This is a genomic window from Brevibacterium sp. CT2-23B, from assembly GCF_013168765.1.
GTDB classification, from domain to species: Bacteria; Actinomycetota; Actinomycetes; order Actinomycetales; family Brevibacteriaceae; genus Brevibacterium; species Brevibacterium sediminis.
In genome coordinates this window covers 812,880-836,409 of the sequence record NZ_JABBYK010000001.1, presented here as the reverse complement: position 1 = coordinate 836,409, position 23,530 = coordinate 812,880, and the positions used below count along the sequence as shown (strand labels likewise).

The 23,530-nt window shown below is 65.5% G+C and carries 21 protein-coding genes; all 21 read left to right on the top strand.

Features of this window, described 5'->3' with window-relative positions; all coding sequences use genetic code 11:
• The first annotated feature begins 51 nt into the window (after positions 1–51).
• The 21 genes from aspS (at position 52) to carA (ending at position 23,524) form a co-directional block, all read left to right on the top strand.
• The gene (gene aspS, locus HIM68_RS03905; RefSeq protein WP_172169733.1) at positions 52–1,833 is read left to right on the top strand and encodes an aspartate--tRNA ligase; all 1,782 of its coding nucleotides are present in this window, start codon (positions 52–54) and stop codon (positions 1,831–1,833) included.
• Positions 1,833–3,239, top strand: a complete 1,407-nt coding sequence (locus HIM68_RS03900) for a replication-associated recombination protein A (protein WP_172169730.1) — start codon at positions 1,833–1,835, stop codon at positions 3,237–3,239. Before aspS ends, HIM68_RS03900 begins: the two co-directional genes overlap by 1 nt.
• 64 nt (positions 3,240–3,303) lie before the next feature.
• The gene (locus tag HIM68_RS03895; protein WP_172169727.1) at positions 3,304–4,467 is read left to right on the top strand and encodes a sensor histidine kinase; all 1,164 of its coding nucleotides are present in this window, start codon (positions 3,304–3,306) and stop codon (positions 4,465–4,467) included.
• Positions 4,464–5,159, top strand: a complete 696-nt coding sequence (locus HIM68_RS03890) for a response regulator transcription factor (protein WP_172169724.1) — start codon at positions 4,464–4,466, stop codon at positions 5,157–5,159. Before HIM68_RS03895 ends, HIM68_RS03890 begins: the two co-directional genes overlap by 4 nt.
• 624 nt (positions 5,160–5,783) lie before the next feature.
• Positions 5,784–7,373 (top strand): cation:proton antiporter, encoded by a 1,590-nt coding sequence (locus tag HIM68_RS03885; protein WP_172169721.1) that lies wholly within the window; start codon positions 5,784–5,786, stop codon positions 7,371–7,373.
• A gap of 316 nt (positions 7,374–7,689) precedes the next feature.
• Positions 7,690–8,289, top strand: a complete 600-nt coding sequence (gene rpsD, locus HIM68_RS03880) for a 30S ribosomal protein S4 (protein ID WP_101553457.1) — start codon at positions 7,690–7,692, stop codon at positions 8,287–8,289.
• 437 nt (positions 8,290–8,726) lie between these two features.
• Positions 8,727–11,381 carry an alanine--tRNA ligase gene (gene alaS, locus HIM68_RS03875; RefSeq protein WP_172169718.1) on the top strand — a complete coding sequence of 885 codons (2,655 nt, stop codon included), beginning with the start codon at positions 8,727–8,729 and terminating at the stop codon, positions 11,379–11,381.
• The gene (gene ruvX, locus HIM68_RS03870) at positions 11,378–11,854 is read left to right on the top strand and encodes a Holliday junction resolvase RuvX (protein ID WP_172169715.1); all 477 of its coding nucleotides are present in this window, start codon (positions 11,378–11,380) and stop codon (positions 11,852–11,854) included. The genes alaS and ruvX overlap by 4 nt, the downstream gene beginning before the upstream one ends.
• Positions 11,851–12,987, top strand: a complete 1,137-nt coding sequence (gene mltG, locus HIM68_RS03865; protein WP_139467342.1) for an endolytic transglycosylase MltG — start codon at positions 11,851–11,853, stop codon at positions 12,985–12,987. Before ruvX ends, mltG begins: the two co-directional genes overlap by 4 nt.
• Positions 12,988–12,990: 3 nt before the next feature.
• Entirely contained in the window at positions 12,991–13,893 is a 903-nt protein-coding gene (locus HIM68_RS03860) for a shikimate dehydrogenase (RefSeq protein ID WP_172169712.1), read from the top strand.
• A 13-nt stretch (positions 13,894–13,906) separates the two neighbouring features.
• Positions 13,907–14,686 (top strand): prepilin peptidase, encoded by a 780-nt coding sequence (locus tag HIM68_RS03855; RefSeq protein WP_172169709.1) that lies wholly within the window; start codon positions 13,907–13,909, stop codon positions 14,684–14,686.
• Between the two features lie 10 nt (positions 14,687–14,696).
• Positions 14,697–15,896, top strand: coding sequence for a chorismate synthase (gene aroC, locus HIM68_RS03850; RefSeq protein WP_172169706.1), 1,200 nt, complete (start codon positions 14,697–14,699; stop codon positions 15,894–15,896).
• Positions 15,893–16,531 carry a shikimate kinase gene (locus HIM68_RS03845; protein WP_139467338.1) on the top strand — a complete coding sequence of 213 codons (639 nt, stop codon included), beginning with the start codon at positions 15,893–15,895 and terminating at the stop codon, positions 16,529–16,531. Before aroC ends, HIM68_RS03845 begins: the two co-directional genes overlap by 4 nt.
• A 171-nt stretch (positions 16,532–16,702) precedes the next feature.
• Positions 16,703–17,824, top strand: a complete 1,122-nt coding sequence (gene aroB, locus HIM68_RS03840) for a 3-dehydroquinate synthase (protein ID WP_172169703.1) — start codon at positions 16,703–16,705, stop codon at positions 17,822–17,824.
• 147 nt (positions 17,825–17,971) lie between these two features.
• Positions 17,972–18,532, top strand: coding sequence for an elongation factor P (gene efp, locus HIM68_RS03835; protein ID WP_101544394.1), 561 nt, complete (start codon positions 17,972–17,974; stop codon positions 18,530–18,532).
• Positions 18,533–18,943: a transcription antitermination factor NusB gene (nusB, locus tag HIM68_RS03830; protein ID WP_139467336.1), complete on the top strand. Its 411-nt coding sequence runs from the start codon at positions 18,533–18,535 to the stop codon at positions 18,941–18,943.
• Positions 18,944–19,053: 110 nt separating this feature from the next.
• Positions 19,054–19,605 carry a bifunctional pyr operon transcriptional regulator/uracil phosphoribosyltransferase PyrR gene (gene pyrR, locus HIM68_RS03825; RefSeq protein WP_139467335.1) on the top strand — a complete coding sequence of 184 codons (552 nt, stop codon included), beginning with the start codon at positions 19,054–19,056 and terminating at the stop codon, positions 19,603–19,605.
• A complete protein-coding gene (locus HIM68_RS03820) occupies positions 19,602–20,582 on the top strand; it encodes an aspartate carbamoyltransferase catalytic subunit (RefSeq protein ID WP_139467334.1) in 981 nt (326 codons plus the stop codon). The genes pyrR and HIM68_RS03820 overlap by 4 nt, the downstream gene beginning before the upstream one ends.
• Positions 20,575–21,888 carry a dihydroorotase gene (locus tag HIM68_RS03815; protein ID WP_139467333.1) on the top strand — a complete coding sequence of 438 codons (1,314 nt, stop codon included), beginning with the start codon at positions 20,575–20,577 and terminating at the stop codon, positions 21,886–21,888. Before HIM68_RS03820 ends, HIM68_RS03815 begins: the two co-directional genes overlap by 8 nt.
• The gene (locus HIM68_RS03810; protein ID WP_139467332.1) at positions 21,873–22,367 is read left to right on the top strand and encodes a hypothetical protein; all 495 of its coding nucleotides are present in this window, start codon (positions 21,873–21,875) and stop codon (positions 22,365–22,367) included. The genes HIM68_RS03815 and HIM68_RS03810 overlap by 16 nt, the downstream gene beginning before the upstream one ends.
• Entirely contained in the window at positions 22,364–23,524 is a 1,161-nt protein-coding gene (carA, locus tag HIM68_RS03805; protein WP_172169700.1) for a glutamine-hydrolyzing carbamoyl-phosphate synthase small subunit, read from the top strand. Before HIM68_RS03810 ends, carA begins: the two co-directional genes overlap by 4 nt.
• The last annotated feature ends 6 nt before the right edge of the window (positions 23,525–23,530 follow it).

The following is a 23,530-nucleotide window of genomic DNA, read 5'->3' as shown; positions in this document are numbered from 1 at the left end:
GCGACTATCATTGTTCAGGCGCTAGACCACAACATCACAAAGGAGCCCTAGGTGCTGCGAAGCCACGAAGCCGGAAGCCTGCGAGCCGCGAACGCAGGAGAAACCGTCACCCTCACCGGGTGGGTCGATCGTCGTCGCGATCACGGAGGTGTGGCCTTCATCGATCTGCGCGACGCTTCGGGAATCGTGCAGGTCGTCGTCCGTGAGGACGATGCCCACCAGCTGCGCAACGAAACCGTCGTCAAGGCCACCGGCACCGTCTCGGTGCGCCCCGAGGGCAATACGAACCCGAACCTGCCCACCGGTGAGATCGAGATCATCGACACCGCCGTCGAGGTGCTCTCCGAAGCAGCGGCCCTGCCGTTCCAGGTCTCCGACCACGCCGAGGACTCCGGCGCCGTGGGCGAGGAGACCCGTCTGCGCTACCGCTACCTCGACCTGCGCCGTTCGGGCCCGGCAAAGACGATCCGTCTGCGCTCCGATGTCAACAAGGCCGCACGGTCGGTCCTCGACGCCCACAGCTTCGTCGAGGTCGAGACTCCGACCCTGACGAAGTCGACTCCGGAAGGTGCCCGCGACTTCCTCGTCCCGGCCCGCCTCAAGCCCGGCTCCTGGTACGCCCTGCCGCAGTCGCCGCAGCTGTTCAAGCAGCTGCTTCAGGTCGCCGGCATGGAACGCTACTACCAGATCGCCCGCTGCTACCGCGACGAGGACTTCCGCGCCGACCGCCAGCCCGAGTTCACCCAGCTCGACATCGAAGCCTCCTTCGTCGAGCAGGAGGACATCATCGCACTGGCCGAAGAGATCCTCACCGCACTGTGGAAGCTCATCGGCTACGACATCACCACGCCGATCCCGCACATCACCTACCACGAGGCGATGGAGAAGTACGGTTCGGACAAACCGGACCTGCGCTTCGGCCTCGAGCTGCACAACCTCACCGAGTTCTTCGCCGACACCCCGTTCCGCGTCTTCCAGTCGCCCTATGTCGGCTCCGTCGTCTACCCCGGCGGCGGCTCGCTGCCGCGTCGTCAGCTCGACGGCTGGCAGGACTGGGCCAAGCAGCGCGGGGCGAAGGGCCTGGCCTATGTGCTCATCGGCGAAGACGGAACCCTGTCCGGTCCGGTGGCCAAGAACATCTCCGATGAGGAGAAGGCGGGACTCGCCGAGGCGGCCGGTGCGCAGCCGGGCGATGCGATCTTCTTCGCCGCAGGTGATCGCAGCATGCGTGCCCTTCTCGGTGCCGCCCGCAATGAGATCGCCGAACGCACGGGTCTCATCAAGGACGGAGACTGGGCCTTCGTGTGGGTCGTCGACGCGCCTCTGTTCGAATCGGCCGCCGAAGCGCAAGCCGCCGGAGACGTCGCCGTCGGCGGCGGACAGTGGACAGCCGTCCACCACGCCTTCACCGCTCCGAAGCCCGAATTCCTCGACACCCTCGAAGAAGACCCGGGCGCCGCTCTGGCCTATGCCTACGACATCGTGTGCAACGGCAACGAGATCGGCGGCGGCTCGATCCGCATCCACCGCAAGGACGTCCAGGAACGGGTGTTCGAGATCATGGGCATCTCCGCCGAAGAGGCCGAGGAGAAGTTCGGCTTCCTCCTCGAAGCCTTCAAGTTCGGAGCACCCCCGCACGGCGGCATCGCCTTCGGCTGGGATCGCATCGTGTCCCTGCTGGCCGGCGTCGACTCGATCCGTGAGGTCATCGCCTTCCCGAAGTCCGGCGGCGGATTCGATCCGCTGACCCAGGCACCGGCCCCGATCACCGACGCCCAGCGCGCCGAGGCCGGAGTTGACTACGAACCGGAAGACGACGACTCCGAGGCCTGATGAGCCACGAACCCAATCTGTTCTCCGACGGCCCGGACCAGGATTCCCCTGGTCCGGGCTTCGCCGGTTCCTCCCGGACCTCCTCGGGCAGGGCCCTGGACCCGCTTGCGGTGCGGATGCGTCCCCGGACCCTGGAGGAAGTCGTCGGTCAGGAGCACCTGACCTTCCCCGGATCCCCGCTCAACCAACTCGTCGAAGCCAGCGGGGGAGACCGGGCGGGAGCATCCTCGGTGATCCTGTGGGGTCCGCCCGGAGTCGGAAAGACCACGCTGGCCCATGTCATCTCCCATGCCCCGGGCCGTACCTTCGTCGAGCTCTCCGCCATCACCGCGGGCGTCAAGGACGTGCGCCAGGTGATCGAGAGCGCCCGCCGCGAACGGGAGATGTACGGACGGACCACCGTTCTCTTCCTCGACGAGATCCACCGGTTCTCGAAGGCCCAGCAGGATGCCCTGCTGCCAGCGGTGGAGAACCGGCTCGTCGTGCTCGTGGCCGCCACCACGGAGAACCCGTCGTTCTCCGTCATCTCACCCCTGCTGTCGCGGTCGCTCATGCTCACGCTGCGTCCGCTCGACGACGAGGCGGTCGGCAATCTGCTCGACCGTGCCGTCGAATCCGATCGCGGCTTGGCCGGACAGTTCACCCTCACCGAGGAGGCCCGGAACTTCATCGTCCGCATCGCCGGCGCCGACGCACGCCGATCACTGACCGTCCTCGAAGCTGCCGCCGGAATCGCCGCCGCGCAGTCGGAGGAGGAGGGCGACGAACCGATCGCGATCACCGAATCGGCCTGCGCCGAGGCGAGCAGCGAAACCGTTCTGCGCTACGACAAGAACGGCGACCAGCACTACGACGTGGTCTCCGCGTTCATCAAATCCATCCGCGGATCCGATGTCGACGCGGCCCTGCATTATCTCGCGCGGATGATCGTCGCCGGTGAGGACCCGCGCTTCATCGCCCGTCGCGTCGTCATCTCCGCAGCCGAGGACATCGGCATGGCCGACCCGCAGGCGCTGCCGATCGCCGTGGCCGCCTCGACCGCGGTTGCCAACATCGGCATGCCCGAAGGACGGATCCCCCTCGCCGAGGCGGTCACCTACCTCGCGCTGGCCCCGAAGTCGAACGCGAGCTACCGCGCCCTGGACGCCGCGATCGCCGATGTGAAGAACGGACTTGCCGGAGAAGTGCCGATGCATCTGCGCGACGCCCACTATCCGGGGGCGAAAGAGCTCGGCCACGGTGAGGGCTACAAATACTCGCACGACTATCCGCACGGGGTCGCCGATCAGGAGTACCTGCCGGAGTCGCTGCGAGGCAAGCGCTACTACTCTCCGACGGGCAACGGAATGGAACGCAGCATGGCTGAGAGGCTCGAGAACCTCAGAGCGATTCTCGGACGCGGATGATTTCACTCTCGGGTGGGATGCCCGAGAAGCCCGGCGAGGAGAAGATTGGACCATGAATCGCTTTATGACTCTTCTCCAGAGGATTCTCTTCGTCATTCCGGCCGCCATAGCAGGCTTGCCAGTGCTATTCGTGGTCTTTACATACTTCTTCGTGGACGATCCTGCGTTGACCGTAATCGGCGTCGTCGGGTTGATTGCCAGTGTGGCCCTGTGCTTCCTGCCGGTGATTCACAGAGGCGAGAAATCGCTGGCATCTGAGCTGCTAGGCACCGATGTTGATGAAGACGGTGCCTACCGAAACAGCGCGATCTTTGCGGGCCTTCACCTCCTTGCTGGGACGTCCACGGTGATAGCGGTGTGCCTAATTCCGGTGGCTATCGGAGAGCTCTCATGGCGACTCAAAGACGCATTCTCTGGGAAATGGGCGACTTCAACGGCTGTAGAACTGCTCATGGGGACAGTTCTCGACTCTCCATTTCGAGTGCTTCTGTTCGTCGTCTTCGCCGGTGCCATATCCTATTCCGTCGTTTTCTTCATCGGATGTGCTTTTCTGGCTACACGGGTCCTCGGCAGGAGTCTCGAGGACAAACTCGCAGAGAGCGAAGCCGATCGCAATAGACTGGCGATTCAGAACGAGCTAGCCCGTGACATCCATGACTCAGTTGGTCACGCATTGACGATTGCGAGTCTGCAGGCCGAGCGCGGCCGCGCCAGAATCGATGTCGACGCAGGAGACGCAAAGGATGCATTGTCAACCGTTCTGTCTGTGTGTCAGCGAGCTCAGGCAGACCTTGACGATGTCCTGAGAGTCCTCCGCACTGGAGAGCCTCGCAGCAGCACTCAGGTGAAGGATCTGCGCAGCATCGGTGATCTGATCGATGAGGTCCGCAATGCCGGTCTCGTCGTCGACGCGGCGATACCGCTCAATCTCGACGTTGCCGAGGACCGTCTGCCTGTTCTTTACCGAATCGTCCAGGAGGCACTGACCAACGCTATGCGGTACGCGCGTCCGCATGAACTTCGCCTGAGAATAGAGAACAGCGCCGATGGGCTTCGACTCGTCGCTGAGAACCCGGTAGATGGAGGAACCGATAGTGGTGTCGGCAAGGGATTGCAAGGTATCGAGGCTCGCGCGCTTCTGCTCGGCGGATCATCTTCGGCTCACGTCGTTGCGGGGTGGTTTGTGCTGGACGTAAGACTTCCTCACCTTGAGGAAGTCCCTGCATGATCGATCTGCTCATCGTCGACGACGAGCCTCTCATTCGGTCAGGTCTCTCTGGGGCCCTGAGCCAATTTCCGCACCTTCGAATCGTCGGCGAAGCTGAAGACGGTGAGACAGCAGTCACCGCAGCGCGACAACTTCGCCCTGACGTTGTTCTCATGGACGTCCGAATGCCCGGAAGAGACGGACTGAGCGCAACGAAGGAACTGACCGATGACAGGTCGTTCTCAGGCGCGATCCTTGTGCTCACCACATTCGACTCGGATGACTACGTCTACCAGGCGATGGCTCTCGGCGCCCGGGGTTTCCTCCTCAAACGGTGGCCGATCGCCAGAATCGCGGATGCGATCTCCATAGCGTCCGCAGGAGAGAGCGTCGTGTTTCCTGATTCGCTTGCCAGGATCGTTGCTGACCACGGCTCACCGCCGAAGCGAAGTTCGGGTGAAATCGAGGCGGAGCTCACACCGCGTGAACAAGTTGTTCTTAAACAAGTGGCTGCCGGTCTTAACAATGCGGAGATCGCGGAACGTCTTCACGTCACTGTGGACACCGTGAAGTCTCAAGTCAGCAGTGTCCTGCTCAAACTCAACGTACGGGATCGCACGCAGGCTGTCATTCGTGCTTTCGAATCCGGTTTCGCGGCCGCGGAATCAGGACCTGACCGATCGGCGGAAGCAGGATTCTCTTCGCGGCGATGAGGTTTCCGATGACACAACCGGGATCGGTCATCTCACCGCAGGCGTTCAGCTCATCGAATTCTGCAATCGACATCTCCACGCTGTGGGCAACCTCCTGCGAAACATCGGTCACCCCTGCACCGATTCTCACCCGCTGGCAGAAAGAGGGGCATCCTGACAGGTCCCGCATCTAAGATCCTGGCCGAAGCTGTACCTGTGCTCGAGGTGGAGAGGACGGAATCCGAACTCTTCCCCGTCTCGCGACGATCGGATCCTCGCACCGTTCGGCCGCACCACTCGGAAGGATCGAAGATCCGGCGACCAAGCAAGTGTCTGTACTGCCGGGTCAGGCGCAGTCGACCCGCGTTTGTGTTGCTGAGCAGTCCGACCCCGCAGGAGAGGGATCCGTTGAACTCGTACCGAATCCGTTCGCAGGTGTGCAGGGTCATGTCCGTCGTTCTAGCTGAACCGAACGAATCGGTCGTAGACATGCCGCTTGGAGTCAAGAGTTGACCTTCCACGGTGGATCTTCCATGGTCGAAACCTAGCCCTACCACTTTGGGCCTCTGGCACGATAGTTTGGAAACTGACTGCGAGTTGCCGCCGCTGGGCAATCGGCGTGGTCCGAGACTGAGGAGGCGCGACGTGGCAGATATCGTCATCACGATCGCCGCCGCGCTGGCGCTGGGACTCATCGCCCATGAGCTGCGCATTCCGCCGCTCGTCGGATTCCTCGCGGCCGGATTCCTCCTGCACGTCTTCGGCTTCACCGCCTTCGCGGGACTGCAGCAGGTTTCGGACATCGGAGTCGTCCTGCTGCTGTTCACGATCGGACTGAAATTCGATCTGCGCTCCCTGCTCCAACCCGAAGCCCATGGCACCGCTGCGCTGCACATGATCACGGTGGTCCTCCTCGGTGCCGGGACGATCGGAGCTGCCGCAGCCATCGGCATCGTCAGCGTCGGCGGGGGACTGGGCACCTTGGCGCTGCTCGGCTTCGCCCTCTCGTTCTCCTCCACGGTGCTCGTGGTCAAAGTGCTCGAAGACCGTTCCGACGACGGGTCCTACTACGGGCAGATCGCGATTGCGATCCTCGTCCTCCAGGACCTCGCTGCGGTCGCCTTCATCACGATCGCAGGCGAAGAGCCGCCGAGCCCCTGGGCGTTCGCGCTCGTCCTGATCGTTCCCGTGGTCTGGGTGCTGCGACGGCTTCTCGACCGCGTCGGACGCGGTGAGCTGCTCGTCCTCTTCGGCGTCGTCATGGCCTTGGGGCCCGGCTATGTCGCCTTCGAATCAGTCGGCATCCACGGCGACCTCGGAGCCCTGGTGCTCGGACTTCTCTTCTCCACCCACCCGCGAGCCGTGGAGATGTCGAAGTCGCTGTTCAGCGTCAAAGAGCTCTTCCTCGTCGGGTTCTTCGTCGTCATCGGGCTCCAAGCGGTCCCCACCTGGTCGGATCTGCTCATGGCGCTGGCCCTGTGCGTCGTCCTCCTGCCGTTCAACTTCGCGAGCTTCTACCTCATGGGTCGCCTCTTCGGCCTGCGCAACCGCACCAGCGTGCGCACCAGCCTGGCCCTGAGCAACTTCTCCGAATTCGCACTCATCGTCGTCGCCGTCGGAGTCGACAACGGACTCTTCGAGGACAACTGGCTGACCATCACCGCCCTCGCCGTGGCGTTGGGGATGATCGGCTCCTCCCTGGCGAACGCCTACAGCCTCCAGATCGTCGCGAAGCTCGACGCGATTCTGCCGGACGAGAACGAGAGCCGGCTGCGGGCGAACGATCGGCCGCTCGACACCGGAGATGCGGAGGTCGTCGTCCTCGGCATGGGCCGCATCGGTCGCGGAGCCTACGAGCGCTTCGTCGAACGCGGCGACCGCAGCGTCATCGGCATCGACAACGACCACACAGTCATCGAAGCCCTGCACGCCGACGAGTTCACAGTGCTCGAAGGCGACGCCACCGACCACGAATTCTGGCACCGCCTCGTCGTCGGGGGCAGCGCCCACACCGTCGTTCTCGCCATGGCCCTGCACGACTCGAACACCTTCGCTCTTGAACAGCTGCGCATCGCCGGCTTCCCTGGGACCATCGCCGCGGTCGTCCAACGCCCCGATCAGGCCGAGCACTTCGCCCGTGCCGGGGTCCACGCGGTGATCAACATCTACAGCGGGTCAGGAGCGGCCGTGGCCGATGCCGCGATCGACAGCCACGAAGACGACTGTCGGAAGTGACAGCGGGCTGCCGGCAGTGACAGCGGTACTTGCGGATCGGTCGGCCGGCAGGGGCGGACGGTTCGCCTCAGTCGGCAAGATCACAGCGGCGAGGCCGCCGATCGGCTTTGCGACGGGCGGTGTGCACCCGCTAAGATGGACAGCTGTTGTGCCTGCACCCTAAAGGCGGTCGGTGCGAGCGGATCTCGACGCTCAATCCCTCTTTCCCATCCGGGGAAACAACAGTCGCGTTCGGGGCGAGAACCGCAGAGGCCCGCCGCGGCAGAACACATTGATGAAAGGTAATACAGTGCCAGCACCAGCACGTAATCGCCGTATGACGCGCCTCTCGCGCGCCCTCGGCATTGCTCTGACACCCAAGGCCGAGAAGTACTTCGAGCGTCGCCCGTACCCTCCAGGTGAGCACGGTCGCGCCCGTCGTCGCAACGACAGCGACTACTCGGTCCGCCTCAAGGAGAAGCAGCGTCTGCGCGCGCAGTACGGCATCCGTGAGGCCCAGATGCTCAAGACCTACAAGGAAGCCAACCGTCTGCCCGGTCTGACCGGTGAGACAATGGTCGAGCTCCTCGAATCGCGTCTCGACGCCCTCGTCCTGCGTTCGGGATTCGCCCGCACCATGGCCCAGGCCCGTCAGTTCGTCGTCCACCGTCACATCACGGTCGACGGACAGCGCGTGGACCGTCCCTCCTTCCGCGTGAAGGAAGGCCAGACCATCCAGGTGCACGAGCGTTCGGCTTCGATGGATCCGTTCCAGGTCGCCGCCGCCGGTGGTCACAAGGACGTTCTGCCCGCAACGCCGGGATACCTCAACGTGAACCTCGAGGGCCTGCAGGCAACTCTGCTGCGCACCCCGAAGCGCGAAGAGGTGCCGATCACCTGTGACGTTCAGCTCGTCGTCGAGTTCTACTCGCGCTGATCTGCTGAACACAGCGCATCGCGCCACCGCGACTGCCCGGGGCCTCTTGGTTCCGGGCAGTCGCGCATTCACGGCACGGGCGTCCACTGTACGGCGCGTGCACCCGCAGTTTCGGCGCGGGCGTCAGCGGGTTCGGCTTCGGCCCACTCAAAGGCGAATAGCACTGTTTCAAACAGGGGCTATTCACCTGAAAGTGGGCTGTTCGCTTAGAAACTCCGCAGGACGCACGTCGCGGGGGCGGAAGTGGTCCGCCGAACGGAGTGGGAGCGGCGGACTCGGGGAGCGGTCGACTCTGACCCACCCGGCACGCCGCGCCACATCGCATATTGCGGCGGAGCCATTAAACTGGTCCCTGTTAAGTGCGGGTACGCACGAGTAAGTGTCGCGCCGGGCTCATCCGCCCGGCGGAGCACAGGCAATATCTGAAAGGCCTTGGATTGAAGACGGCAGAGATCAAACAACGCTGGTTGGACTACTTCGAAGCGAACGGGCACACCGTGGTCCCCTCGGCGTCGGTGATCAGCTCCGATCCGTCCATCCTGTTCAACATCGCGGGAATGGTCCAGTTCATTCCCTACCTCACCGGCCGGGAGCCGGCCCCGTTCAACCGCGCCACCAGCGTCCAGAAATGCGTGCGCACCGGAGACATCGAAGAGGTCGGCAAGACGACCCGCCACGGCACCTTCTTCCAGATGAACGGCAACTTCTCCTTCGGCGACTACTTCAAGCGCGATGCCATCAAGTTCGCCTGGGGACTGCTGACGACCCCCGTCGCCGAGGGCGGCCTCGGCTTCGACCCGGATCTGCTGTGGGCGACAGTGCACGAAGACGATCTCGAGACCATCGACATGTGGCTCGAGGAGACCTCCGTTCCCCGTGAGCGCATCCAGCTGCGCGACAACGAGGACAACTACTGGCACACCGGCCAGCCCGGCCCCGGCGGCTACTGCTCGGAGATCTACTTCGACCGCGGCCCCGCCTACGGCGTCGACGGCGGACCCGTGGCCGACGAAGACCGCTACATCGAGATCTGGAACCTCGTGTTCATGGAGTTCGAACTCTCCGAGGTTCGCTCGAAGGTCGACTTCGACGTGGCCGGCGAGCTGCCGGCGAAGAACATCGATACCGGCATGGGACTCGAACGTGTCGCCTTCCTGCTCCAGGGCGTGGAGAACATGTACGAGATCGACGAGGTATTCCCCGTCATCGAGGCCGCCAGCCGTCTGGCCGGTCGGACCTACGGCGAGGACGAGCACGCCGATGTGCAGCTGCGCGTCGTCGCCGACCATGTCCGTTCGGCCCTGATCATCATCGGCGACGGGGTCCGCCCCGGCAACGAAGGCCGCGGCTACATCCTCCGCCGCCTGCTCCGCCGTGCCGTGCGTGCCATGCGTCTGCTCGGAGTCAAGGAAGAAGTCCTGCCCGAGCTGCTGCCCGTCTCCATGCAGGCCATGAAGCTGTCCTACCCGGAACTCGAAACGGACTTCGACCGCATCTCCCGGGTCGCCTACGCCGAGGAGAAGGCGTTCCTGCGCACCCTCGAATCCGGCACTCAGCTGTTCGCCAATGCCGCGAAGTCACTCGACGGCGCGGACAAGACCATCAGCGGGGACATCGCCTTCGCTCTCCACGACACCCACGGATTCCCCATCGACCTCACTCTCGAGATGGCGTCCGAAGCCGGACTGAGCGTCGACGAGGCCGGGTTCCGTGAGCTGATGAGTGAACAGCGCACCCGCGCCAAGGCCGATGCCAAGGCGAAGAAGGGCGGCGGCCACACCGACCTGTCCGCCTATTCGGCGCTGCTCGACGAAGGTGCCAGCGAATTCGTCGGCTATGACCGACTCGAGTCCGACTCCCGCGTGCGAGGAATCGTCGTCGATGGGGTCGCCGCCGAGGTGCTCACCGCCGGTCAGAGCGGCGACGTCGTCCTCGACCTGACCCCGTTCTACGCCGAATCCGGCGGTCAGCGCGCCGACGTCGGCCTCATCTCCGGCCATGGCTTCACCGCCCGGGTCAGCGACGTCCAGAATCCGGTCAAGGGACTGCCTGCCCACCGGGTCGAGGTGATCGACGGAGAGCTGCGCGTCGGTGACGAGGTGCTCGCCGCCGTCGACCACGACCACCGGTTCCAGGGCGCACAGGCCCACACCGCCACCCACCTCGTCCACGCTGCGCTGCGCGAGATCCTCGGCAGCCACGCCGTGCAGGCCGGTTCGCTCAACCAGCCCGGATACATGCGCTTCGACTACTCGTTCCCCGAAGCCCCGAGCACCCAGATGCGGGCCGAGATCGAAGAGGTCGCGAACCTCGCGGTGCGCTCGAACTACGAAGTCGGCACCGAATACATGTCCTTCGACGACGCGAAGAAGTCCGGTGCCATGGCGCTCTTCGGCGAGAAGTACCCGAACGTCGTGCGCGTCGTCGACATCGGCGGACCCTTCTCCCGCGAACTCTGCGGCGGCACCCACGTCGGTGCCTCCGCGGAGGTCGGCCCGATCTCCGTGCTCTCCGAAGCCTCCGTCGGCTCCGGAGTCCGGCGCATCGAAGCCGCTGTCGGCATGGACGCCTTCCGGTCCCTGGCCGCCGAGCGGACCATCGTGTCCTCACTCTCGGAGATGCTCAAGGTCCCCGGCACCGACGTCACCTCACGCGTGTCCGACCTGATGAGCCGGCTCAAGGACGCCGAGAAGGAGATCGCTCGCCTCAACGCCCAGCAGCTGCTGGCCTCTTCGGGCAAGTTCCTCGATGAGGCGCAGACCGTGGGCCAGACGCTGTTCGTGCAGGCCGAACTCGGCGACATCGCCAACGCCGGAGACATCCGCACACTGGTCACCGACCTGCGCAACCGGGTCGCCGACCGTCAGGCGGTGATCTTCGGCATCGGAGTCAGCAACGGAAAGCCCGTCGTCGTCATCGCCACCACCGAGGCGGCCCGCGCCGCCGGTCTGCAGGCAGGAAAGCTCGTGTCGCTGGCCTGCGGCGAACTCGGCGGCGGAGGCGGCGGCAAGCCCGACCTCGCCCAGGGCGGGGGCAGCAACCCCGCGGCGATCCCGTCAGCCATCGCGGCGGTCAAGGCAGCCATCCAGTGAGTTTCCGCCGAGGTCGCCGGCTGGGTCTCGACATCGGTTCCGTGCGGATCGGTGTCGCCTCCAGCGACCCCGACGGGATTCTGGCCACCCCGCTCACCGTCGTTCGTCGAACAGACGAACCGGCGGCGCTGCGGCAGCTGCGCGACATCGTCGACGAATACGAACCCATCGAACTCCTGGTGGGGGACCCGAAGTCCCTCGACGGCGCCGCCCGGGCCGCAGCCACCTCGGCGTTGGAATTCGCCCGCCGGATCGCCGCGGCCACCGGCACCCCTGTCCGTCTCGTCGACGAACGCTTCACCACCGTCGAGGCCCACCAGGCTCTTGCCGCGGCCGGGAAATCGTCACGCCAGCGACGCGAGATCGTCGATGCCCAAGCCGCCGTGATCATCCTCCAGAACGCCCTCGAGTACGAACACAACACCGGTGTCCCCGCCGGCCGTGAGATGCCCGACGAGGAGAACGACGTATGAGCCCGATCACCGAAGAGTTCTCGACCGACGAAGGACTGTCCCGCGCAGAGATCCGCGCGAAGAAACGGCGCAGAATGATGCGCCGCCGACGGACGACGACGATCGTAATCATCTGCATCCTCGTCTTCGGCGTCGGCGGCTTCTTCGGCGTGCGTGCGGCCGGTGGAGTCTTCGACGACCTGTTCGGACCGAAAGGCGACTACGAGGGGCAGGGCACGAACGAGGTCTCGATCGAGATAGCTCCCGGATCCTCGGCGCGCACCGTGGCCAACCAGCTCGTCGAAGCCGGAGTGATCATGAACTCCGAGCCCTTCCTCGACGAGATCGAACGCCGTGAGGCGACCATCCAGGCCGGGACCTGGACGATGCGGGAGAAGATGAGCTCGAAGGCCGCGGTCGAAGCGCTCATCAACCCCATCGCCCCGCCGAAGATCACAGTCGCCGAAGGCAAACAGGTCGAAGAGATCAAGGCGATCATGATCGAATCGGGGATGAACGCCGACGAGGTCGACAAAGCCATCGACGATAAGACCCCGAAGGACTACGGACTCGAGATCGACGCGCCGAGCCTCGAAGGCTATCTGTACCCGGCGACCTACGACCTCAACAAGCAGAAGACCGCCGAGGACATCGTTCAGGAGATGGTCGACAAGACCGAAACCGAACTCGACGAACTGGGAATCGAGAGCAAGGACGCCAACCGCATCCTCACGCTGGCCAGCCTCGTGGAGAAGGAATCCCCGGGAGACCCCGAGGTGCGCTCGAAGGTGGCAAGGTCCTTCCTCAACCGCATCTCCGACAAATCGCAGACCGGGGGACTGCTCCAATCGGATGCGACCGTGGCCTATATCCACGGTGCCCGCTCCGACCTGACGACGACGAAGAAGGAACGCCAGTCCGACTCGCCGTACAACACGTACAAGAAGAAGGGTCTGCCTCCCGGGCCCATCAACTCGCCGAGCAAGGGCGCCGTCGAGGCGGCGCTCGAACCCGCCGACGGTGACTGGCAGTTCTTCGTCGCGACGAACCCGGACACGGGGGAGACCAAGTTCGCCGACAACTACGAGGACCACAAGAAGAACGTCGAGATCTACCGCAAGTGGCTGCGCGAGCACAGCAAGGACGACGGATAGCCGGTGAGGATACTTGCCGCAGTGCTCGGTTCGCCGATCGCACACTCGAAGTCCCCGCTGCTCCACCGCGCCGCCTTCGCAGCGTTGAACCTGGAATCCAGCGAGTACTTCCGGTACGAACTCGGGGCCGATGAGCTCGAGGAATTCCTCGGCTCTCACCCCGATCACACCGGCTTCTCGCTGACGATGCCGTTGAAGGACCGACTCGTCACACTCGCCGCCGAACGCGGGTGGAACCTCGACGAGACGGCGGCACTGACGGCCGCCGGCAACACCCTTGTGCGCCACCGCGGAGAAGTGCAGGTGGCAAACACCGACGTCGAGGGCATCGTGCGTGCCATCGCCCCGCACAGGGAATCAGGACCGTCCGCGTCCGGTGGTGCGGGAGCCGGTCGCGCGACGATCCTCGGCGCCGGAGCCACGGCCGCCTCGGCGCTCGTGGCCTGCCGCGATCTCGGGATCGCACACGTGGACTTCCGCGTCCGCAGCCCGGACCGTGCCCGCCGGGTCCTCGACCTGGCCGAGCGGATCGGTCTGACCGCCTCGGTGGGCGACCTGACCTGGATCGGTCCATCGGAGATCGTCGTCTCGACCCTGCCCGCCGAGGCGGCCCCCGACCCGATCTGGGATGACTCCTTCGCCCCCGGTGCGATCGCCCTCGACGTCGCCTACGCCGCCGATTCGACCTTCCTCGCCGCGGCTGCCGCGCACGGTCTGCGCCCCGTCGCCGGAACCGCCATGCTCGTCGAACAGGCCGTCGCCCAGTTCGAGATGTTCCTCGCCGCAGCCAGGGCCGACGGCCCGACGACGACGGAGACCCTGCCGGCGGCAGACGACCTGACCGCGCGGGTCACGGCGGCCATGTACGCAGCACTCGAGGTCCCGCCGGTCCGGGCGCAGGACTGAACCGGCGATCGCGATGGACACCGGAGTGCTGCACGGGATGACCATCGGAGTCACGGTTCTGGCCGCTCTGGCCTGCGGTCTCATCCTCGCCGTGACCCCACGGGCCTGGCTCAACGACTCCGCGCACCTGCAACGGTGGCAGTCATCCAGATGGGCTCGCGGCATGGGACCGATGCTGCTCGGCCCCATCATCGCCGCGGCAGTCGCCGTCGTATTCACCCTCTTCGTGCTCGCACCACTGGAGACCGGGTGGAGCGCCTATGCGCCGCTGGGCGGAACGACGTTCGCCCCGGGCCAGCCGAACTCCGCCGATCGCATCGTCTCCGCCCTGCTGCTGGGACTCGTCTCCGGCGCCACGCCATTCCTCGTCACCGCAGACCTGAGCGTCCGCAGACTGCCTGATCGGATCGTCATTCCCCTGTCTCTGGTCGCCCTGGGACTCCTGATCACGGGCTCCGTGCTCGGAGAACTGCCGATGTGGTTCGCGTCATTCTTCGCAGGACTCATCGGCCTCGTCTTCTTCACGGCAGTGCACCTGGTGGGTCGAGCGCTGCGGGCGCGGACGATGGGGCTCGGGGACGTCAAGCTCGCGTTCATCGTCTTCGCCGTGCCCGGTCTCTTCGATCCGTGGGCACCTGCGCTCGTGCTTGTCGCCATGATGCTCATCAGCGGGGCCTGGGCGCTCATCGGAGCGATCCGAGCCGGGCGGGTGCGCGGGGTGACCATCGCCTTCGGACCGGCCATGCTTTCCGGCATGTGGCTCGGGTGCCTGTTCGCCCCAATACTTTTGTAGAATCGGTGGAATGTTGAGATGGCTGACTGCAGGCGAATCCCACGGCGAAGCGCTGACTGGGATCATTGAGGGGCTTCCCGCCCATGTACCGATCACCAGGGACGATATTCGTGCGAGCCTGGCTCGCCGCCGACTCGGCTATGGCCGCGGCGCACGGATGAAGTTCGAAGCCGACGAGGTGCGTCTCCTCGGCGGTGTCCGACACGGTCAGACCTTGGGCTCACCGGTGGCGATCGAGGTCGGCAACACCGAATGGCCGAAGTGGGAATCCGTGATGAGCCCGGATCCCGTCGACTCGTCAGAACTCGAGGGTCTGGCGCGCAATGCCCCGCTGACTCGGCCGCGTCCGGGCCATGCCGATATCGTCGGCATGCAGAAGTACGGCTTCGACGAAGCCCGCCCCGTGTTGGAGCGCGCCTCGGCGCGTGAGACCGCGATGCGCGTGGCACTGGGCACGGTGGCCGCGAAGTTCCTCGGCGAATTGGGCATCACCCTCGTCTCCCACACCGTGGCCATCGGCGGCGCCGAACACGCTGCCGATACGCTGCCTGCGCTGCCGACCGCGTCCGATGTCGAAGCCCTCGACGCCGATCCGGTCCGCTGCTTCGACGCCGACCTCTCGGCGGCGATGGTCACCGAGATCGACGCGGCGAAGAAGGCCGGGGACACCCTCGGCGGAGTCGTCGAAGTCCTCGCCTACGACCTGCCTCCGGGGCTGGGCTCCCACGTGCATTGGGACCGTCGTCTCGACTCCCGTCTGGCCGGTGCCCTCATGGGCATCCAGGCGATCAAGGGCGTCGAGGTCGGAGACGGATTCCTCACCACGAAGCGTCCCGGCTCGCAGGCCCATGACGAACTGGAAGTCGGACCCGACGGATTCCGTCGCACGAGCAATCGTGCCGGCGGCACGGAAGGCGGAATGTCCACGGGCGGTCCGCTGCGGGTGCGGGCGGGGATGAAGCCGATCGCCACGGTGCCGCGTGCCCTGGCGACGGTCGACGTCGAAACCGGTGAGGCCGCGAAGGCGAACCATCAGCGTTCCGACGTGTGCGCGGTTCCCGCCTCGGGAGTCGTCGCGGAAGCCATGGTGGCACTGGTGCTCGCCGAAGCCGTCGCCGAGAAGTTCGGCGGAGACTCCGTTGCCGAGACGAAGCGGAACCTGGACGCCTACGTTGCGGCCATTCCGGAGAACCTCCGCATCGGACGATGAACCACACCCCGCTGCCCAAACCGGTTCCGCCCTTGGAACCGGTCCCCGCCGCGCTCTCGCGCATCGTGCTCTCCGGTCCGCCGGCGGCAGGGAAATCGACGATCGGTCGGCTGCTCGCCGACCGGCTCGGCCTGCCGCTGACGGACACGGACGCGAACATCGTCGACAAGTACGGGGTCATCTCGGAGATCTTCGTCGAACGCGGCGAAGACCACTTCCGACGCATCGAACGCGAGGTCGTGCGCAGAGCACTGCGTCGTCTGCTCGATCGTCCGGGCATCGTGTCCCTGGGCGGGGGAGCGATCCTCAACCCCGGCACCCGGGCCCAGCTGCGACATCCGGCGATCAAGGTCGTGCACATCGATATCGACGTCGACACAGTGTCCCAGCGGCTGACCGCCCCGCACCGACCGCTGCTGCGCGGTGCCGGCAGCCCGGTGGAGAACTGGCTGGCCCTGGTCAACGAACGCGAACCGCTGTACGAACAGGTCGCGACCTTCCGGGTTCAGGCCTCGAACTCACCGCCGTCGACGGTGGTCAACCGAGTCGTCGACGTCCTCACCGGCCTGCAGCGAGCCGAGGAGTACGCGAAATACGCCGATCCCGACGACGACGGATCCGGCCAACAGCGCTGAGCACAGGCCCTGCGGTGAGACGTCCGCGACCACATCGGTCACCCGTTTCGCCGCCGGGAGCCGGTGAGGGCTAGGCTGGATCCGGCCCACGGAACAGGTGCCTCGACTCCGAGCACTCACCGGGCGGCCGAGCCTTGAGAGAAGACGATGAACGATCAGGAAGACGGACGAATGAGCCTCACACGCATCAATGTGGACGCCGGCGGGAACTACCCCATCCTCGTCGGCCAGGGACTGCTCGGCGAACTGCCCGAGCTGCTCGGAAACCGCGTCGAGAAGGTCCTCGTCATCCACCCCCGCGCACTGCGCACCACCGGTGAGACCGTTCGCGACGACCTTGCCGCAGCCGGTCTCGAGGCCGTGGCCGCGGAGATCCCCGACGCCGAAGAGGCCAAACACGTCCAGGTCGCCGCATTCTGCTGGCAGGTCCTCGGCCAATCCGACTTCACCCGCACCGACGCGATCATCACCGTCGGCGGGGGAGCGGTGAGCGACCTCGGCGGATTCGTCGCCGCCACCTGGCTGCGCGGAATCAAGGTCATCCACATCCCCACCACCGTGCTCGGCATGGTCGACGCCTCCGTCGGCGGCAAGACCGGGATCAACACGGCCGAAGGCAAGAACCTCGTCGGCTCCTTCCACGCACCCGCCGGTGTCCTCGTCGACCTCGACACGCTCGGAACCCTGCCGGAGAACGAACTGTTCACCGGCCTCGCCGAGGTGGTCAAGACCGGATTCATCGCCGACCCCGCGATCCTCGATCTCGTATCGAACCACTCGAAGGACGAGATCGCCGATGTGCACGGCCCTGTGCTGCGCGAACTCATCGAACGTTCCATCCGGGTCAAGGCCGATGTCGTCTCCGGAGACTTCAAGGAGTCCGGACGCCGGGAGATACTCAACTACGGCCACACCCTCGGCCATGCGATCGAGCACAAGGAGCGCTACCAGTGGCGTCACGGTGCCGCCGTATCGGTGGGCATGGTCTTCGCCGCCGAGGTGGCGTCGATGATCAAGAGCCTGCCCTATGAAGTCGTCGACCTCCACCGTGAACTGCTCGGCAAACTCGGACTGCCGGTGGGCTACCGTTCCGATGTGTGGCCGCAGCTGCTGGACACGATGAAGAGGGACAAGAAGGCCCGCGGGGCGATGCTGCGGATGGTGCTGCTCAGTGATATCGGCGAACCGAGCACCGTCGAGATCCCCGATGCCTCCATCCTCTTCACCGCCTACCAGGAGATCGGCGAGGATTCGCCGACGGTTCCCCTCGGCATCGGCCTCGGCCTCGACTGACCCCGCCCGGATGGAAGCGTCCCGCTGGGCTTGCTAGACTTGCCCAGTGGCGCGTTCGTCGACCCCGCACCTCGGGGTCCTCCGACGCGTCGTGCCGACTGCGATCACCATTCGGTGATCAGGACTGAACCGAAGAAGGACGAATTAGTGGCGACAACGAACGACCTGAAGAACGGCCTTGTGCTCAACCTCGACAACCAGCTGTGGCAGGTGCTCGAATTCCAGCACGTCAAGCCCGGAAAAGGACCGGCCTTCGTCCGCACCAAGCTGAAGAATGTCATCTCCGGCAAGATCATCGACAAGACCTTCAACGCCGGCACCAAGGTCGAGACCGCGAATGTCGACCGCCGCGATATGCAGTACCTCTACCATGACGGCACCGACTACGTGTTCATGGATGCCAAGGACTACGACCAGGTCAACATCTCCGCAGACCTCGTCGGCGACGCCGCGAACTACATGCTCGAGAACCAGGATCTGCAGATCTCCTTCCACGAGGGCACCCCGCTCTCTGTCGAGCTGCCGCCCTCGGTGGAACTGACCATCACCCACACGGAACCCGGACTCCAGGGCGACCGTTCGACCGGTGGTTCGAAGCCCGCGACCCTCGAGACCGGCTACGAGATCCAGGTGCCCCTGTTCCTCGAAGAAGGCGTGAAGGTCAAGGTCGACACCCGCAGCGGCGACTACCTCGGTCGCGTCAAGTAAGTGGCGTCCGCACGTACCCGAGCCCGTCGCCGGGCTCTCGAGCTGCTCTTCGAAGCCGGGCAGCGTCGACTGGCCATGGACGAACTCGTCACCATGCGGTCGAACGATCCCGACTACCCGATGAAGGAATACGCGGTCGAGATCGTCAAGGGCATCACCGAGAAGCAGGCGGAGATCGACGAGATCATCTCCACCTACTCAGAAGGCTGGACCCTGGATCGGATGCCGGCCGTCGACCGGTCGCTGCTGGAGATCGGGACCTGGGAGATGCTGTACAACGACGAGGTACCCGACAAAGTGGCCATCGACGAAGCAGTGTCCCTGGCCAGACAGTTCTCCACAGATGACTCTCCCGGCTTCGTCTCGGGGTTGCTCTCCCGCATCCTCGACGTCAAACCGACACTCATCTGAGGCGGCGGGTCCGCACTCCGGACCCGCCCGCCGGTGGGCACCCCACCGGGTTTACAATCGAATCGAACCACTCCTTTAACCACCGTCCAGAGAGGCGGAGAAGGGGAAATATGACACAGCGAACAGTGCTGGACGCCCCCGATATCTCGCGGGCGATCACCCGCATCGCGCACGAGATCATCGAATCCAACAAGGGCAGCGACGACCTCGTCCTCCTGGGCATTCCGCGCCGCGGAGTCCCGCTCGCCCACCGACTCGCCGAGGCGATCGCCTCCATCTCCGGCCGGCCCGAGACCGCAGGCGAACTCGCCGGCAGCCTCGACATCACCATGTACCGTGACGATCTGCGCGGCGGCTCCTACCGGGCGCCCGAACCCACCACCATCCCGAGTGCGGGAATCGATGCGAAGACCGTCGTCCTCGTCGACGATGTGCTCTTCTCCGGACGCACCATCCGCGCCGCCCTCGACGCCCTTGCCGATGTCGGTCGGCCCGCCAAGGTCCGCCTCGCCGTCCTCGTCGACCGCGGCCACCGGGACCTTCCGATTCGTGCCGACCATGTCGGCAAGAACCTTCCGACCTCTAGCAGTGAACGCGTCAACGTCTCCCTGACCGAAATCGACGGAGACGACTCCGTAAGCATCTCGGGAGGCCGCGAATGAAACATCTGCTCGACACCGCATCGCTGAGCCGAGACGACGCCATCGGCATCCTCGATATCGCCGAGGAGATGACTCTCGTCTCCGAACGCGAGGTCAAGAAGCTCCCCGTGCTGCGGGGACGCACAGTGGTCAACCTGTTCTTCGAGGACTCCACACGCACCCGACTGTCCTTCGAGGCCGCAGCCAAACGGCTCTCGGCCGATGTGCTCAACTTCTCCGCCAAGGGCTCCTCCGTGTCGAAGGGTGAGAGCCTCCAGGACACGATCCAGACGATCTCGGCGATGGGCGCCGATGCCATCGTCGTCCGCCATTCCGGAGCGGGCACCGCCCACCGCCTCGCCCATACCGGGTGGATCGACGTCCCCGTCGTCAACGCCGGCGACGGCACCCACGAACACCCCACCCAGGCGCTCCTCGACGCTTTCACCCTGCGTCGGGCACTCGCCGGAGTCCCCGCCTCGGGGCCGGTGCAAGGGGGACCCCGCGGTCAGGGACTCGACGGAGCGAAGGTTGCCATCGTCGGAGACATCCTGCACTCCCGAGTGGCTCGGTCGAACGTCCACCTGCTCGCCCGCCTCGGCGCGGACGTCCACCTCATCGCACCACCCACCCTGCTGCCCTGGGGAGTGTCGAACTGGCCGGTGACCATCCACTACGACTTCGATTCGGCGCTGAGCGCCGAGGACTTTGCAGCCGTGATGATGCTGCGCGTCCAACACGAGCGGATGCACGAATCCTTCTTCCCCAACGAACGCGAATACGCCCGCCTGTGGGGACTGAGCGCGGCTCGTCTGGCCAAACTGCCGGAGACGAGCTTCATCATGCACCCAGGGCCCATGAACCGCGGCTTCGAAATCTCCGCTGCCGCAGCGGACTCACCCCGCGCCCTCGTCCTCGACCAAGTCGAGAACGGAGTGAGCGTGCGCATGGCGGTCCTCTACCGTCTGCTGACCGGTCAGGAGGAGACCAATGACTGATTACCTCATCCGCGGTGCCGATGTGCTCGGACGCGGAGTCGCCGATATCGCGATCCAGGACGGTCGCATCGTCGACCCCGAACTGCTGAGCACAAGCGACTATGAAACAGTCGACGCCGCAGGACTCGTGGCCCTGCCGGGACTCGTCGACATGCACACCCACCTGCGCGAACCCGGCAAGGAAGACGCCGAGACCGTGCTCACCGGATCACGCTCAGCCGCCTCGGGAGGGTTCACCTGCGTTCACGCCATGGCGAACACCGCGCCCGTGGCCGACACCGCCGGCGTCGTCGAACAGGTTCACCGCCTCGGCCGCGCCGCCGGATTCACCGAAGTCGTACCCGTCGGCGCCGTGACCACCGGACTCGAGGGAAAGCAGCTCGCCGAGCTGGGAGCCATGGCGCGCTCCGGAGCTCGCGTGCGGATGTTCTCCGATGACGGAATCTGCGTCTCCGATCCGCTGCTCATGCGCCGCGCCCTCGAATACGTCAAGACCTTCGACGGGATCATCGCCCAGCACGCACAGGAACCACGCCTGACCGAAGGCGCACAGATGAACGAGGGAACGGTCTCGGCCGAACTCGGACTGCCCGGCTGGCCAGCCGTCGCCGAGGAGTCGATCATCGCCCGCGATGTGCTCCTGGCCGAACACGTCGGGTCCCGACTCCACATCTGCCACGTCTCCACGGCCGGCAGCGTCGACCTCATCCGCTGGGCCAAGGCACGGGGGATCGCCGTGACCGCCGAGGTCACACCGCACCATCTCATGCTCACCGACGAACTCGTGCGCACGTTCGACCCCGTCTACAAGGTCAACCCGCCGCTGCGCACCGACCGCGACGTGCAGGCACTCCGGGCTGCACTGGCAGACGGCACGATCGACGTCGTCGGCACCGACCACGCCCCGCACACCGCCGAACACAAGTGCAGCGAATGGACCGCAGCGGCCATGGGCATGGTCGGCATGGAATCCGCCCTGTCGATCGTCGTCGCCGCCATGGCCGACCACGACTTCGACTTCGGCGATGTGGCGCGCGTGATGTCCTCGGCTCCGGCCCGGATCACCGGAGCCTCCGGGCACGGCAGCCTCGAGCTCGGAGCGAGTGCGAACATCGTCCTCGTTGACCCGGCAGCACCGCACCGCATCGAACCCGCTGACCACGCCACAAAGGGACGCAACAACCCCTTCGCCGGCGTCGAAGTCACCGCGCAGGTCACCGACACTTTCTTCTACGGCCACCGGGTCTTGGCCGCAGGGGCACTCACCACACCCCACCCGGCAGGAGCAACATGGACACAACAATAGGCACACTCATCGTCGCGGCAGTCATCCTCCTCGTGATCGTCGCGATCGCCTGGGGATGGAGCCGACGCAAACGGGCCCAGTCAGAGGTCGTCACCCCGCCGAAGCCCCATATGGGCATCAAGGCCGTGGGCGAGCCGGTCGAAGGCTCCTATGTGTCGACGACGAAGGCCGGCCATCCGCTCGAACGCGTCGCCGTCCACGGCCTGGGCATCCGCACCACCGGGGAACTCGTCGTCACCGACGGGGGAGTGATCATGGACCTTGCCGGACGCGAGGACTTCCTCATCCCGCGCCGCGACATCGTCTCCGTGGACACCACGAACGGGATGATCGGGAAATTCGTCGAACGCGGAGGCATCATCCGCATCACCTGGCACCTGGGCGACACCCTCGTCGACACGGGCTTCCGCGCCCGCTACGCCGCATCCACCACCCCCACCGTCGACCGCATCCGCGAAATGATCGAAGAGGCACAATGAGCTTTTCCACCACCCCCGCCGTCCTCGTCCTCGAAGACGGCCGGACCTTCCACGGATCCGCCTACGGACACATCGGCGAAACCACCGGTGAAGCCGTGTTCGTCACCGCCATGTCCGGCTACCAGGAGACGCTGACAGACCCGTCCTACCACCGACAGATCATCATCCAGGCCGCTCCGCACATCGGCAACACCGGAGTCAACCGCACCGATGACGAATCCGCCCAGATCTGGGCCGCCGGCTACGTCGTCCGCGATGCCTCCCGGATCTCATCGAACTGGCGCTCCGAAGGCGACCTGGCCGACTGGCTGACCGAGTCCGGGATCGTCGGCATCTCCGACGTCGACACCCGAGCCCTGACCCGCCACCTGCGCGACAAGGGAGCCATGCGCGTGGGCATCTTCTCCGGACCCGCCGCCGAGGCGCCCGAATCCGAACTCCTCGCCCGTGTCCAGGCGTCTCCGCAGATGGCCGGAGCCAACCTCGTCGACGAGGTCTCGATCACCGAACCCCGACTCATCCCCGCCCGCGGGGAGAAGCGCTTCAGCGTCGCCGCCGTCGACCTCGGCATCAAATCGATGACCCCCGAACGACTGAGCGAACGCGGAATCGACGTGCACCTGCTGCCGTCGACGATCAGCTTCGACGAGATCCGGGCCCTGGGCGTCGACGGAGTCTTCTTCTCGAACGGCCCCGGCGACCCCGCCACCGCAGACGACCAGGTCGAACTGCTGCGCGCCGTGCTCGACGCCCGAATCCCGTTCTTCGGCATCTGCTTCGGCAACCAGCTGCTCGGTCGGGCCCTGGGCTTCGGCACCTATAAGCTGCCCTTCGGCCACCGCGGGATCAACGTGCCCGTGATGGACCGGAACACGGAGAAGGTCGAGATCACCTCGCAGAACCACGGCTTCGCCGTCGACGCTCCGCTGACAGGCGAGACCACCGCCCCGCACAAGGCCGACTACGGCCGGGTGACCGTCTCCCATGTGTGCCTCAACGACGACGTCGTCGAGGGACTCGCCTGCCTCGACATTCCCGCCTTCTCCGTCCAATTCCACCCCGAGGCTGCGGCCGGCCCGCACGATTCGAGCTACCTGTTCGATCGCTTCGTCGACCTCATGTCCGCTTCCCAGGCCGATTCGGCTGCCCAGGCCTAAGGAGAA

Bases quoted from the DNA above. Each gene is read 5' to 3' on its own strand.
- HIM68_RS03820 (WP_139467334.1), top strand. From the start codon at position 19,602: ATGAAACATCTGCTCGACACCGCATCGCTGAGCCGAGACGACGCCATC.
- mltG (WP_139467342.1), top strand. From the start codon at position 11,851: ATGAGCCCGATCACCGAAGAGTTCTCGACCGACGAAGGACTGTCCCGC.
- aroC (WP_172169706.1), top strand. From the start codon at position 14,697: ATGTTGAGATGGCTGACTGCAGGCGAATCCCACGGCGAAGCGCTGACT.
- aroB (WP_172169703.1), top strand. From the start codon at position 16,703: ATGAGCCTCACACGCATCAATGTGGACGCCGGCGGGAACTACCCCATC.
- rpsD (WP_101553457.1), top strand. From the start codon at position 7,690: ATGACGCGCCTCTCGCGCGCCCTCGGCATTGCTCTGACACCCAAGGCC.
- carA (WP_172169700.1), top strand. From the start codon at position 22,364: ATGAGCTTTTCCACCACCCCCGCCGTCCTCGTCCTCGAAGACGGCCGG.
- pyrR (WP_139467335.1), top strand. From the start codon at position 19,054: ATGACACAGCGAACAGTGCTGGACGCCCCCGATATCTCGCGGGCGATC.
- HIM68_RS03890 (WP_172169724.1), top strand. From the start codon at position 4,464: ATGATCGATCTGCTCATCGTCGACGACGAGCCTCTCATTCGGTCAGGT.
- HIM68_RS03855 (WP_172169709.1), top strand. From the start codon at position 13,907: ATGGACACCGGAGTGCTGCACGGGATGACCATCGGAGTCACGGTTCTG.
- HIM68_RS03900 (WP_172169730.1), top strand. From the start codon at position 1,833: ATGAGCCACGAACCCAATCTGTTCTCCGACGGCCCGGACCAGGATTCC.
- HIM68_RS03815 (WP_139467333.1), top strand. From the start codon at position 20,575: ATGACTGATTACCTCATCCGCGGTGCCGATGTGCTCGGACGCGGAGTC.
- HIM68_RS03895 (WP_172169727.1), top strand. From the start codon at position 3,304: ATGACTCTTCTCCAGAGGATTCTCTTCGTCATTCCGGCCGCCATAGCA.
- HIM68_RS03845 (WP_139467338.1), top strand. From the start codon at position 15,893: ATGAACCACACCCCGCTGCCCAAACCGGTTCCGCCCTTGGAACCGGTC.
- HIM68_RS03810 (WP_139467332.1), top strand. From the start codon at position 21,873: ATGGACACAACAATAGGCACACTCATCGTCGCGGCAGTCATCCTCCTC.